This window comes from Streptomyces litmocidini (assembly GCF_014649755.1).
In the GTDB taxonomy this organism is placed as follows: domain Bacteria; phylum Actinomycetota; class Actinomycetes; order Streptomycetales; family Streptomycetaceae; genus Streptomyces; species Streptomyces litmocidini.
On the sequence record NZ_BMTQ01000037.1, the window covers coordinates 1 to 12248 of the forward strand.

At 69.8% G+C, this 12248-nt stretch carries 17 protein-coding genes and 2 pseudogenes; 13 read left to right on the forward strand and 6 right to left on the reverse strand.

The genetic code is table 11. The features are described from left to right. Positions 1-216: 216 nt before the first annotated feature. The 4 genes and pseudogenes from IE180_RS35320 (at position 217) to IE180_RS35335 (ending at position 2933) form a co-directional block, all read left to right on the forward strand. Entirely contained in the window at positions 217-1125 is a 909-nt protein-coding gene (locus tag IE180_RS35320; RefSeq protein WP_190161045.1) for an ADP-ribosylglycohydrolase family protein, read from the forward strand. A gap of 199 nt (positions 1126-1324) precedes the next feature. After that, complete coding sequence (locus IE180_RS35325) at positions 1325-1555, forward strand: helix-turn-helix domain-containing protein (RefSeq protein ID WP_190161046.1); 231 nt, start codon at positions 1325-1327, stop codon at positions 1553-1555. A gap of 41 nt (positions 1556-1596) precedes the next feature. Further along, positions 1597-2429: pseudogene (locus tag IE180_RS35330) on the forward strand (IS5 family transposase). 261 nt (positions 2430-2690) lie between these two features. Next, positions 2691-2933, forward strand: coding sequence for a hypothetical protein (locus IE180_RS35335; RefSeq protein WP_190161047.1), 243 nt, complete (start codon positions 2691-2693; stop codon positions 2931-2933). 171 nt (positions 2934-3104) lie between these two features. Here IE180_RS35335 and IE180_RS35340 read toward each other — a convergent pair whose 3' ends face one another. From IE180_RS35340 to IE180_RS35355, 4 genes are all read right to left on the reverse strand, one after another. Further along, the gene (locus tag IE180_RS35340; RefSeq protein ID WP_190161048.1) at positions 3105-3872 is read right to left on the reverse strand and encodes an SDR family NAD(P)-dependent oxidoreductase; all 768 of its coding nucleotides are present in this window, start codon (positions 3870-3872) and stop codon (positions 3105-3107) included. 41 nt (positions 3873-3913) lie between these two features. Next, entirely contained in the window at positions 3914-4261 is a 348-nt protein-coding gene (locus IE180_RS35345; protein WP_308434464.1) for a cyclophilin-like fold protein, read from the reverse strand. A 256-nt stretch (positions 4262-4517) separates the two neighbouring features. Further along, a complete protein-coding gene (locus IE180_RS35350) occupies positions 4518-4925 on the reverse strand; it encodes a (R)-mandelonitrile lyase (protein ID WP_190161049.1) in 408 nt (135 codons plus the stop codon). Between the two features lie 27 nt (positions 4926-4952). Next, complete coding sequence (locus IE180_RS35355) at positions 4953-5969, reverse strand: zinc-dependent alcohol dehydrogenase family protein (protein WP_190161050.1); 1017 nt, start codon at positions 5967-5969, stop codon at positions 4953-4955. A 211-nt stretch (positions 5970-6180) separates the two neighbouring features. Here IE180_RS35355 and IE180_RS35360 point away from each other — a divergent pair, with 211 nt between their 5' ends. From IE180_RS35360 to IE180_RS35390, 7 genes are all read left to right on the forward strand, one after another. After that, complete coding sequence (locus tag IE180_RS35360) at positions 6181-7068, forward strand: helix-turn-helix transcriptional regulator (protein WP_190161051.1); 888 nt, start codon at positions 6181-6183, stop codon at positions 7066-7068. A gap of 215 nt (positions 7069-7283) precedes the next feature. Beyond that, positions 7284-7928, forward strand: coding sequence for a hypothetical protein (locus tag IE180_RS35365; RefSeq protein ID WP_190161052.1), 645 nt, complete (start codon positions 7284-7286; stop codon positions 7926-7928). Further along, the gene (locus tag IE180_RS35370) at positions 7925-8212 is read left to right on the forward strand and encodes a hypothetical protein (RefSeq protein ID WP_190161053.1); all 288 of its coding nucleotides are present in this window, start codon (positions 7925-7927) and stop codon (positions 8210-8212) included. Before IE180_RS35365 ends, IE180_RS35370 begins: the two co-directional genes overlap by 4 nt. A gap of 98 nt (positions 8213-8310) precedes the next feature. Next, positions 8311-8769, forward strand: a complete 459-nt coding sequence (locus IE180_RS35375) for an ASCH domain-containing protein (protein ID WP_190161054.1) — start codon at positions 8311-8313, stop codon at positions 8767-8769. A 675-nt stretch (positions 8770-9444) separates the two neighbouring features. Then, complete coding sequence (locus IE180_RS35380; protein WP_190161055.1) at positions 9445-9696, forward strand: hypothetical protein; 252 nt, start codon at positions 9445-9447, stop codon at positions 9694-9696. Positions 9697-9795: 99 nt separating this feature from the next. Further along, positions 9796-10041, forward strand: a complete 246-nt coding sequence (locus IE180_RS35385) for a hypothetical protein (RefSeq protein WP_190161056.1) — start codon at positions 9796-9798, stop codon at positions 10039-10041. Further along, positions 10038-10229 carry a hypothetical protein gene (locus IE180_RS35390; RefSeq protein WP_190161057.1) on the forward strand — a complete coding sequence of 64 codons (192 nt, stop codon included), beginning with the start codon at positions 10038-10040 and terminating at the stop codon, positions 10227-10229. Before IE180_RS35385 ends, IE180_RS35390 begins: the two co-directional genes overlap by 4 nt. A gap of 53 nt (positions 10230-10282) precedes the next feature. Here the strand turns inward: IE180_RS35390 and IE180_RS35395 are convergent, their stop codons facing one another. Further along, a complete protein-coding gene (locus IE180_RS35395; protein WP_190161058.1) occupies positions 10283-10804 on the reverse strand; it encodes a hypothetical protein in 522 nt (173 codons plus the stop codon). A gap of 151 nt (positions 10805-10955) precedes the next feature. Between IE180_RS35395 and IE180_RS35400 the strand changes: the two genes are divergently transcribed. Both IE180_RS35400 and IE180_RS35405 read left to right on the forward strand, forming a co-directional pair. Then, positions 10956-11288, forward strand: a complete 333-nt coding sequence (locus tag IE180_RS35400) for a hypothetical protein (protein ID WP_190161059.1) — start codon at positions 10956-10958, stop codon at positions 11286-11288. 33 nt (positions 11289-11321) lie between these two features. After that, positions 11322-11660 carry a hypothetical protein gene (locus IE180_RS35405; protein WP_190161061.1) on the forward strand — a complete coding sequence of 113 codons (339 nt, stop codon included), beginning with the start codon at positions 11322-11324 and terminating at the stop codon, positions 11658-11660. Here the strand turns inward: IE180_RS35405 and IE180_RS35410 are convergent. Next, a pseudogene (locus tag IE180_RS35410) lies at positions 11652-12199 on the reverse strand (IS5 family transposase); the annotation flags it as partial. The gene IE180_RS35405 and the pseudogene IE180_RS35410 sit on opposite strands and share 9 nt — an antisense overlap. Between the last annotated feature and the right edge of the window lie 49 nt (positions 12200-12248).

The following is a 12248-nucleotide window of genomic DNA, read 5'->3' on the forward strand; positions in this document are numbered from 1 at the left end:
CGGACCAACGAACAACCGAGCCGACAGTCACATGATCAACAGCTTCTGTTAGGACCTCTAAGAACTCCTAACGGAAAGACCAGTAGATGAGTGCGCATCGGAGGGCGAGGAAGGCTTCGTGGATGGCGTTGCAGATCTCCAACAGATCCGCAGGCAGAAGCCCGGCGGCTCCGAAATCAGGGTGCGGGAGAGCCACCGTGCCGCGATACTGCACTGATGATCAACATGCCTACCGCTGTGCTGGACTCGTTGCACGGCCTTGCGTTCGGCGATGCCTTCGGCGACCGCTGGTTCGGCCTCCTGCGTAGGCATGGTCCGGAAGCCCTGGAGGCGCGGACGCTGCCCCCGGAGCCGCTGTGGCAGTGGAGTGACGACACCGCTCAAGCGCTGGTTCTCGTCCGGGAGCTCGTCGAGGGCGCGGGGGTCGTCGACCAGGACCGCTTGGCCCTGCGCCTCGCGGCGGCCTACACCGAGGACACGCATCGCGGCTATGGAGCCTCGATGCATGACGTGCTGCGCCGGATCGATGCGGGCGAGCCCTGGCGGGAAGTGGTCGCCGGACAGTTCGGCGGCCAGGGTTCTTGGGGCAACGGCGCGGCCATGCGAGCCGCCCCGCTCGGCGCCTGGCACAGCGCCGATCTCGATGTGACCGCTGAGCAGGCCGCCCGTCAGAGTGCGGTCTCGCACCACCACCCGGAGGCGGTCGCCGGAGCGGTGGCAGTTGCCCTGGCCGCGGCGCTGGCGACCCGAAGCCGGGGCGGAGCCACCCCGGCCAGATCGGACTTCCTCCAGGCAGTCGCCGAACGACTTACCGACAGCGACGTCCGGTCGGGAGTGCGGATCGCGGCCCGGATGCCGGAGCACACCTCTGTTCGGCACGCCGCGGAGGTCCTGGGCTCCGGCTACCGGTTGTCAGGGCCCGACACCGTCCCGTACGCCCTGTGGTGTGCGGCGGGGCACCTCGACGACCTGCACGAGGGCCTGTGGGTCACGGTCGCCGGGCGCGGCGACATCGATACCACCTGCGCCATCGCAGGCGGGGTCATCGCCGCCCGCACCGGGGTTGCCTCCCTTCCTCCCGCATGGCACGCAGCCTGTGAACCGCTGCCCCCGGTCGTGACGTAGTAAGGACGCGCAGAGAATTAACTTGCGCGCTCCGGTACTTGGTGTCTCAGTTCAGCGCGCCGCGCGCCCACGCGTTGTTCTTCTGCACGCCCTACTGATCTTTTCGTTAGTTCAGTGGGTGGGACGGATTCGTTGCTGGGATCCTGGTGTGGTGTCTTTCAAGCCTTCGCCTGTCGTTCCTCCCTTGACCCGGCCGTAGTTGGCCGAGGCCCGGCGTGTGCGGGCGGCCGAGTTGTTCGAGCAGGCGTGTTCGGGTGCCGAGATCGCACGGATGCTGGGAGTCAGCGAGGAGAGTGTGCGGCGGTGGAAACGGGTCTGGGAGGAAGGCGGCGCCGATGCCTTGCGCCGGCGCCCGGCCCCCGGTCGTCCGCCCAAACTGGACGATGCCCAGGTCGAGCGGGTGCGGGCCGCGCTGGAGCAGGGCGCCTAGGCGGTGTCTTCAAATGATCATCGCTGGTGGATCATGGTGACGTGATACGTCGCCATGAACTGTCGGATGTCGAGTGGGAGTTCGTCCGGCCGTTGCTGCCCGCGTCGTTGCGGGGGCGGAAGCGGCTGGACGACCGCAGGGTCCTGAACGGGATCGTGTGGAAGTTCCGCACCGGTGTCGCCTGGCGGGATGTGCCCGAGCGCCATGGTCCGTGGGCCCCGCTCCACACGCGTTTCCGCAGGTGGGCCATGGACGGGACGTTCGACCGGATGCCGCGGGCCGCGCAGGCGAAGGCGGACGCGGCGGGCGACATCGAGTGGCCGGTGTCGGTCGACTCCACCGTCGTGCGGGCTCACCAGCAGGCGGCCGGGACCCGAAAAGGGGGCTCCGCGACCCGGCCCTCGGCCGGTCCAGAGGCGGTCTGACCAGCAGGATCCACCTGGCCTGCGACGGCCGGGGCCGTCCCCTCGGCTTCGTCGTCACCGGCGGCAACACCCACGACCGCACCCGGTTCACCACCGTCATGGAAGCGATCAAGGTGCCCCGGATCGGACCGGGACGACCCCGTACCCGGCCCGACCACGTCCTGGGCGACAAGGGCTACAGCTCGAAGGCGATCCGCTCCTGGCTCCGCCGCCGCGGCATCCCGCACACGATTCCTGAGCGGGCCGACCAGGTCCGCAACCGGGCCCGGCGGGGCAGCCACGGAGGCCGCCCGCCGGCCTTCGACCGCGAGGCCTGCAAACACCGCAACGTCGTGGAACGGTGCTTCAACCGCCTCAAGCAATGGCGCGGGATCGCCACCCGGTACGACAAGACCGCCCAGTCCTACGAAGCCGCCGCCACTCTCGCCTCACTGCTGATGTGGGCGTGACATTTGACGACAGAACCTAGCCCCGGCGCCCAGCACTACGCCGTACGTCGCGCCCAGAACCTCGCCCACGCCGCGCTGATCGGGGAGCGAATGGCGAGCACCACCTGAGGCCCCTGCGCGGCACCGACCTTGACCCGGCCCCCGTCGCCGCCTGACGGCTCCCTGTGCCGCCTCTGGGCTTCGCACCGCGCGGTGCCCAGAGGCGGTGCGGAGGGCCGGACAGCCCGGACCTGCCGTACCTCACCGACCAGGAGTTTCCCCGTGACCGCCTTACCGCCCCGCGCCGCCGATCGTCTCGCTCTTTTCGGCACCCTCCTCAGGGTCTTCGACGCCGTCCACCCGCTGTGCGACCACTGGGTGCAGAACGGCGAGGACTCCCGCCTCAAGGGCTTGCACGGCGACCACTCCGTCTATGCCGACGGCACCCCGCTGCCCGACGGCGCCGACGTTCTGTGGCCGGGGCCCGCGGAAGCGCGTAGGGCAGATGACGCCCCACGCTGCTGAAACCCGACGACGCCACGCATCCCGGGCGGCGATCGCCGTCCCGGCCCGGTCACCGCGTCGACGCCGACGCCCCACCGGAGGGGGGACGGCGGGTGGCAGCACCCCACATGAGGCCGGCCCCTCGATCGGCGTCGCCACAAGACCGTGTCGGCGCCGGGGGAGACGGAGGGGCTACTGGGCGGTGTAACCGCCGTCGACAGGCAGGGCGACGCCCGTCACGTAGCTCGCACCGGGACTGCACAGCCACAGAACGGCCTGAGCGATCTCCTCAGCGGTGCCGAGCCGGCCGATGGCCTGGCCCGCTGCGGCCTGGTCGCGGTCGAGTTCGCCCTTGGCGGCCATGGCGTCGACCATGGGGGTGGCGATGGTGCCGGGGCAGACGGCGTTGATGCGCACACCGCGGGAGCCGTATTCGAGGGCGGCACTCTTGGTCAGGCCGATCACACCGTGCTTGGTGGCGTGGTAGGCGGCGCGTCCGGGGTTGCCGACGAGGCCGCCGAGGGAGGAGCAGTTGACGATCGCGCCGCTGCCCTGGTCGCGCATGTGGCGCAGTTCGTGCTTCATGCTCGCCCAGATGCCGCGCAGGTTGATGTTCTGGACGCGGTCGAACTGCTCGGCGCTTTCGTCGGCGGCGTCGGTGGGCGGGGGCATGATGCCGGCGTTGTTGTAGGCCATGTCGAGCCGTCCGAAGGCCTCCACCGTGCGGTCGACGGCCGCGGCGACTTGGTCCTCGTCAGACACGTCGCAGACCAGGGCGAGTGCCCGGTGGCCGGCGTCAGTGAGGTCCTTCACGGTGGCGGTGACGGTGTTTTCGTCGATGTCGGCGAGGGCGACGGCGGCGCCGGCTTCGGCGAAGGCGCGGGCGGTGGCCAGGCCCATGCCGGAGGAGGCGCCGGTGACGAAGGCGACCTGGCCGGTGAAGTCGTAGGTGGGGTTCATGCCGTTGTTGTCCCGTCGGGAGGTGGGGGCGGGGAGAGAGGTCAGGGGGCGGCTTCGATGGTGATGCGGCCGGCTCGGCCAAGCTGGTCGGCGCTGACGTCGAGGTGGCCGAGGATGAGCAGGTCGGCGGAAGCGGCAGGCCCGTCCTGGTAGAAGAGCGCCAGGTTGTCCCAGGGGGCGTAGTGGGCGATGTCGCCGATCTTGGCTGCGGTCGGTTCGGGGGCGCCGTCGGTGTCCAGCTTGCGTGGCAGGTCGGCGACCCGCTCGATGCCGTGGAAGTCCGTGAGATCCAGGGTCAGCGGGAGCAGCTCGGCGAAGTCGCGGGCGGCAGGGCTGTCGTTCAAGGTGGCCTCGACCGGGCGGCCGTCGAGGGTGACGCGGATGTCCATGGCGGTGCTCCTGTCAGAGGCCGACGATCGGGAGGGCGGCGTGGTGGGGGTTGGCGTCTCCTGCCGCCCGGCGGGCTCCGAGGCGGAAGCCGTAGAGGCTGCCGGCATGGCTTCCCGCGGACCGCCGGAGCAGGCGGCCATGGCGAGCAGCAGAGCGACCGCGGAAGCGATGCGGACCGCCTTGCAGGACTGCACAGTGCATGGAGAGGACCTCCAGGGCCGTCATGCGGGCATGGACGCGGGGCCCGGCGCGGGATCAGACGGCTGGGGCAGCGGCGTATTCGGCATCGGTCACGGGGGTCAGCCAGTGGACGACGTCGTGGTCGGCGTCGCCCTCGTTGATGGCCAGGTGGACCATGAGCCGGTTGGGGGCGGCGCCGTGCCAGTGCTCCTCGTCGGCCTCGAACAGGACGCGGTCGCCGGGCCGGATGACCTCCACCGGCCCGCCGCGGCGCTGGCACAGGCCGACGCCTTCGGTGACGAAGACGGTCTGGCCCAGGGGGTGGCGGTGCCAGTGGGTGCGGGCGCCGGGCATGAAGTGCACCAGGGCCGCGGTGACCCGGGACGGGGCGGGCGCGGCGGCAACCGGGTCGATGTAGACGTCGCCGGTGAACCAGTCGGCCGGGCCTTTGACGGTGTCGATCGAGCTGCGGGTGATCTGCATGATTGGCTCCTTCGGTCGAGAGACGGTTCAGGGGGTGAGGAGGGTCTTGATGGCGCGGCGTTCGTCCATGGCCCGGTAGCCCTCGGCGACCTCGGCCAGGGGGAGGGTGAGGTCGAAGACCTTGCCCGGGTCGATGCGGCCGGTCAGGACGCGCTCGATGAGATCGGGCAGGTAGCGGCGTACGGGGGCGGGGCCGCCGCGCAGGCCGACGTGGGAGAAGAACAGTTCCTGGCCGTCGACGGCGACGCCGTGGGGGACGCCGACGAAGCCGACGTTGCCGCCGGGGCGGGTGGAGTGCAGGGCCTGGCTCATGGCCTGGGCGGTGCCGACGCACTCCAGGACGCTGCCGGCGCCGATCCCGTCGGTCATCTCCTTGATCCGGGCCACGCCCTCCTCGCCGCGTTCGGTGACGATGTCGGTCGCGCCGAACTCCAGGGCGAGCTTCTGGCGGGACTCATGACGCGACATGGCGATGATCCGCTCCGCGCCCATCTCCTTCGCCGCGATCACACCGCACAGACCGACCGCGCCGTCGCCGACGACCACGGCGGTGGAGCCGGGCTTCACCTCGGCGGCCTCCGCCGCCCACCAGCCGGTGCCCATGACATCCGAGAGGGCCAGCAGGCTTGGCCACAGCGACTTGTCCGGGGTCTCGTCGAGGGCGACCAGGGTGCCGCCGGCGTTGGGGATGCGGACGTACTCGGCCTGGCAGGTCGACATGAACTTGCGGTGCAGGCAGTTCGACGGGAAACCATTGCGACAGTTCGCGCAGGTGTTGTCCGAGGTCGCAAACGAGCCGACGACGAACTGGCCCGGCTGGACCGAGGTGACCTCGCTGCCGACCTCCTCCACGAACCCGACGTACTCGTGTCCCATCGGGTGCGGATCGCCGATCGGCTCGGCACCCCGGTAGGGCCACAGGTCGGATCCGCATACGCAGGTAATAGCCGTGCGGATGATCGCGTCGGTGGGGTGGAGGATCTTCGGGTCGTCCAAGGTCTCGAAGCGGACGTCGCCGGGGGCGTGGATCACTGCTCCGCGCATGGGAAAAGTTCCTTTACGTGCCGTGGCAGGCAGCCGCCGGGATGCCGGGGCCACCGCCGAGTGCTGGGCCGGGTGCATGCCCGCCGTGACGGCGGGCGGAAAGCACCACGTCATCCAGGTAACCCGCTCCTGGCGCCCGTAGCGAGGCACCATCAAAGGGTGTACTGCCAGTACATCCCTATGGTCGTGCGCGGGACGTACCGTCGAAGATGTGGACAACCGTGAAGAGGCCCGCGAGTTCCTGACCTCGCGGCGCGCGAAAATCACCCCCGAACGGGCCGGGCTCCCCGCAGGCCCGCGGCGCCGGGTCCCCGGCCTGCGCCGCAGCGAGGTCGCCGCCCTGGCCGACATGAGCGTCGAGTACTACGCCAAGCTGGAACGCGGCAACCTCGCCGGCGTTTCCCCCGCCGTCCTAGAAGCCGTCGCCCGCGCCCTGCGGCTCGACGACGCCGAACGCGCCCACCTGCTCCACCTGGCCCAAGCCGCCGACGGCTCCGACGCCCTCGCCCGGCCCCGCCGCCGTGCCACCCGGCAGTGGAAGCCGCACCCGAGCCTGCAGTGGACCCTGGACGCGGTCACCGAAGGCCCGGCTTTCGTCCGCAACGGTCGCATGGACCTCCTGGCCACCAACCGGCTCGCCCGCGCCTTCTACACCGACGTGTACGCCGACCCCCACAACCAGCAGAACCTCGCCCGCTTCACCTTCCTCAGCCCCGACGCCCGCCGCTTCTACCCCGACTGGGACCAGGCCGCCGACATCTCCGTCGCCATCCTGCGCACCGAGGCCGGCCGCGACCCCCACGACAAGGACCTCCACGACCTCGTCGGCGAGCTCTCCACCCGCAGCGACGCCTTCCGCACCCGCTGGGGCTCCCACGACGTGCGCCACCACGGCACCGGCTTCAAGCGCTACCACCACGCGGCCGTCGGCGAACTCATCCTCGCCTATCAAGGGCTGGAGATGGCCGCCGAACCCGGCCTCACCCTCACCATCTACACCGCCGAACCCGCCTCCCCCTCCGAAGAAGGACTGCGCCTGCTCGCCTCCTGGGCTGCCACCGCCCAGACCTCCTCACACACACCACACGCCAGCGACTGAGGCCGCTGGCCGAAAGAGGCCACTCAGCGAGAGCCAAGGCGGAGCAGGCAGTTCACACCCAGCGCAGAACCAGGCCAATCGGCGCAACCCGTGAACACTAAAACTTGACAGAGAACGCTACGAACTACGAGAAGACCGTCCGCGCGCCTGGCGCAGACGGCCCGCCGCTGGGGCATCCCCACCGTCACCGTCCTCATGGACACCCCGCTGTCGGTGTGCCTGGCACGCAACGCCGACCGCCCCGCCGAGCGCCGCGTGCCCGAGGACCCGTCCGCGCACAGCACCGCGCCGCCGTCGACGCCCACCCGCGCCTGCGCCACGAGGGCTTCGACCACATCGTGTTCGCCTCCAGCCTCGACCGCCTCACCCCACTCCTCGCCCGCGCGGCCGCCGACCAGAGCGTGGAGCTCGGCTGGGACGACGGCGACGGCCTGGGCGAAGAGCTCCTGCTGCGCCGCTTCTTCGGCCCCGACATCGCCCGCCTGGCCGACTGGCGCGACAGCTCCACCCTCGCCGGAGGTGACCGCGTCGTCGAACTGCGCGCCGGATCCGCCACGCTCACCCCCGCCCTGCGCCTGAACGTGGACGGTCAGGGAGACGTCGGCTTCGACGTCCTGGTGGTCTGCCCGGCCGGCGAGGACGACACCGCCGACGGCGGGCCGTGCCCCGGCCCGGCCTGGGTGCCCGTCCACTCCGTCCTCGACCTGCACCGCGCCCGCCGCGGCGAACTCGACACCGACGAGGCCCTGCAGTGCGCGCACTGCAGCCACCATGGAGGAATCGACCACGAGGCCGCCGACCGTGCCGTCGGAGTCGAAGCGGACGGGGCCGACGTCCACGACACGCCCTCGGTCGCATGAGCGCCCGCCCCGACCAGCCGGCGTCCGGCTGGGACCAGGCCACCTTCCGCTGCGGCCAGTGCGGTGCCCAGCGCACCGCAACCACCGAGGCCGACTACGTCCGGGCCATCAGCGCCCACCGCGACGCGCACGCCGTCTTCGACCGGCTCAACGAGGTCGAGCGCAACGGCATGGGCTCGATCCTCCGCGTCCTCCTGGAGGACGTCACCCTGTCCGCCGAGCTCCTGGCGCTCATCACCGCCGATCAGAACCACCGCAACACCGCCTCCCCCACCTCGCGCTGACGGCTCCCCGTGCCGCCCCAACCCCACCCCGGGGCTGGGGCGGTGCGGAGGACCGGACAGACCTGCCCGGCCTCCTCGCCGAAGGAAAGACACACCCCATGAGCAGCACACCTCCGCTCAGGAACGATGAGATCCGTGGCATGACGCTCCGCCAGCCCTTCGCCGCCTGTGTCCTGGCCGGCAAGGACATCGAGAACCGTCCCCGCCGGTGGCGGCCGGGCTGGTTCCTGCTCCATGCCGGTCAGAGCCTGGACCGGAGCGCGCTGCGGGACCCGCTGGTCGCCCGCGCGATCCGTGGCCGCGAGCTGGTGACCGGCGCCGTGCTGGGCCTCGTCCGCGTCACCGGCTGCCACCAGGACCCCGAAGGCGCCAAGCCCTGCACGCCGTGGGCCTTCCCCGGTCGGCTGTGGCACCTCGAGCTTGCCGATGTCCACGAACTCGCCCTGCCCGTCCCCGCGGCCGGCCGTCTCGGCCCGTGGCGGCCGGCCGCGGACCTCGTGGAACGCGTCCTCGATCAGCTCCCGCACCTGCGCACCACCGAAAGGAGCCTCACATGACCGCAACCCTGCCCGACTCCGTCGGGACCGGGCTGTGGACCGCTGAAGGACGCCGCGCTCCTGGGCTGTATCCAGGTCCTCTGCGGCCTGAGCGTCACCGGCCTCGCCGTTCCGGGCGCCGGAGGCGGCGCTCATCCCGCCCTGTTCCTCCTGCTGGGCCATCACCGCTGGGTCACCGTCATCCAGGCCGCCGACCTCTACATGCGCCGCGTCCACGACTGGACCCACTGGTGCCTGTACCCCGGAGACGACCCGCACGAGGCGATTCCCCGCATCCCTCGCGCTGTCCACGCCCATGCGACGCTTCGCTCCCTCCCCGGCGGCGCCTGGAGCCTCGCCTGGGCCAAGCCTGCCGCCGTGGGCGCCGTACCGGTCACCGCCATACGGCACCAGGCCGCGCCGACGGCCTCGGTCGCGGTTCCCGATCCCGATCCCGATCGCGACGGGAGGGCTGCGGCCTGGGCTCGCTGACGGCCCCTTTGGCCAGGGGCCGAGTAGCTTCGGCCGGCACTCACCGATGCAGCCACTTGAAATGCATTCCATGAGTATGCGTTATAGGTGTGGGTCCCGGGCCGGCCGTCAGGTCACCACACTCAGCCGACCGCCCCGGGCTCCACCCGTTCCGAGTGAAACAGGTGGTCCACGCATCATTCACCACCACACAAGGAGCACGCCATGACCCCCCAGGGCAACGCCGCCGACGGCGCGAGAAAGGAGCTGGAGCAGCAGCTCGCCGAAACGAAAGACCGGCGGGAAAAAGCCCTTGAGGAAGCCGACCGGCTCCGCGAGAAGGCTGAGAAGGAGTTCTGGAGCACCGTGCAGGCCACCCTGGCCGGCGCCTACCACGGGGCTCAGAAGGACGCCACCGAAGTCCTCGGCTACACCCGCGACCACATCCTCAAGAAGACCAAGCAGTACGGCAAGTAACCGCCACCCCGCAGCACCCGCCCGGAACGGCCGAACCACACCGGCCGCTCCGGGCCCCTCCCGCGGCATGGCCCGCACCCTCTTGGAAGAGGAGACCCTATGACCAGATTCCTCAAGGCCGGTGATCACGTGCTCATCACGGCCGGTTTTGGCGCCGGTGAGACCCGCGAGATCACCTCCGTCCGAATGTTTGCCACGGACTCCGGCTACTACCTGCGCGGTGGCGACGGACTCTACGAGCACCGCAACGTTGCCCTCGCCCGCGAGCGGACCGGCAACCCGTGCGACACCCGATCCCACGACCTGATCGATACCTGTGACCACTGCCGAGGAATCTGCCGATGACCCAGCCCACCCCCGCCGTCGACAGCGTCTGGCGATCCCGGTGCACGACCGGTCTCCGCGTGATCGTCACCGCAACCGACAGCTACAGCGGCGTCCGGATCGCCGAGCTCGACCCCACCGGCCAGCCCCAAGACCGAAGCCGCTGGACCACCGTGCAGATGCTCCAGAACGCCTACGAGGAAGAGTAGTTATTTTCGACGGCTGCTGGAATCCGCCGACCGTCGTCAAGCGGCGGGGGTGCCTACTGGGTCATGCCGAGGGCACGCCGGAATCTCTCCCACAAAGAGGTCGGCGAGGTGAAGCCAGAAGCGTTGTCTGGACAGCCACGGTCCTGTGCGGTGGGTACCCGCCCGGCTCGGAAATCGTGAGCGTCCCCACGGAACGCGATGACGTCCTCCCCGATCCCGACCACCTTCAGGAGGGTCTCCAGGGCCTTGTCGGCTTGCTCGTGCGGTTGGGTGAGCCAGACATACGAGACGCCGAGTGGATTGCCGTCGTGCTTGCTGATCGCGAAGCTGAACCCATCCAGCCGGAACAGAACGACGTCGAGTTCGTCCAACCCGTCCCACGACCGCTCCACGTGCAGACGTAGTCGCTGGGCCACAGGCTGTACTGGCAGCGTCAGCGCTCCGACCATCTGGAACAGCGGAGCGGAGTGCTCCCAGAGGCTGTACTGGTGGGCGGGATTCTTGCCGGTGCAGTAGGGCGGTTGTGTAGCCGGCTGCCAGTCGGGCTCAGGTTTCGGGACCTCGATATCTGGCACAGCAGTTCCTCCCCATGGCCCAGCCGACTGATGATCAACATACCTTCACCCGGGTGGGAGGCGTCTTGTGGCTCTGGTCAGGCCTGGTTGTGGTGGCTGAGGTGTGCATGGCGGGTGCCTGACCCCGCGGTCCGTCAGGTTGGATGGCGCCGTGGCGAGACGACCCAAGACGACGAAGAAGCGGCCCTCTTTCGGCATACCGAAGGAGATCATCCTGCTGACTGGGCAAGACGTGTGGCCCTACACGTTCATCGCCGACGACGCGGGTGGCGGATGCGGCAAGGTCCTGATGCCCGCCGACGCGGCCCCTGAGGAGGTACAGAGGGTGATCTTCACACAGCTTGCGGACCTCACCCGCACATTCCACGGCGTTGAGATCGACGTTGAGTGGTCCTCCCTGACGCCGGACTCGTGGGTAGGCCACATCCGGCATGTCACCGCGGAGGAACCTGCTCCGCCTGGTGCGGTACCTGAAGTCGGCTGACCACGGATCGGCTCATCGGGCACCGAAAACGTCATGCACTCCGAATCAGTCGGAATCGAGCCGTACACAGCCGAGGATCCCGGCCGGCAGGGCCAAGTTCGTGGTGCCAGCGCCTCAGAAATCTCGAACTCAGGCGCTTTTTCCGGCGGTTACATCGGTGACTCCACGCTCGCTGAGATCGCCTACGGCCACCAGCTCGGCCGGCCCGTGCGCTACACCCACCCGGTCGGCCACGCGGTCATCGTTCACCGGCCCGGCCTGGAAGCGGTACGGATCGGCCCGTACGAGGACGAGACCCGAGCAATGGAAATCGCTGCCGGACTCCGCCGGCAGATGACATCCACCGCCTACGTGCTGATCATTTCAGAATGAGGTTCGGAGTCGTCGCAAGCAGATGATGCTGCATGCGAGTTGGAGCAGTCCGAGGTGGAGGTCGGCCCGTATCTCGTAGCGGATCCGGAGGCGTTTGAACTGGTGGAGCCATGCGAAGGTTCGCTCGACGACCCATCTGGTCTTGCCCAGGCCGGAGCCGTGGGCGGTGCCCTTGCGGGCGATCTTCGGCGTGATGCCGCGCGCGCGGAGCAGGCGTCGGTATTTGTCGTAGTCGTAGCCGCGGTCGGCGAACAGCCGCCGTGGCCGGTGACGGGGCCTGCCGACCAGGCCGCGGATGCGGGGGATCGTGTCCAGCAGCGGCATGAGCTGAGTGACGTCGTGCCGGTTTCCGCTGGTCAGCGACACGACAAGGGGTGTTCCGTGGCGGTCGGTGATCAGGTGGTGCTTGCTGCCAGGCCGGGCGCGGTCGACCGGCGAAGGTCCGGTGTGAGCCCCCCTTTGAGAGCTCTGACATGCGAGCCGTCGATCGCGGCGTCGTCCATGTCCAGCAGGCCGGCTCTGCGGAGCTCCGCTAGGAGATGTCCGGCCGATCATGTGACTACTCCGCCGTCGTGTCGTTGATGTGGA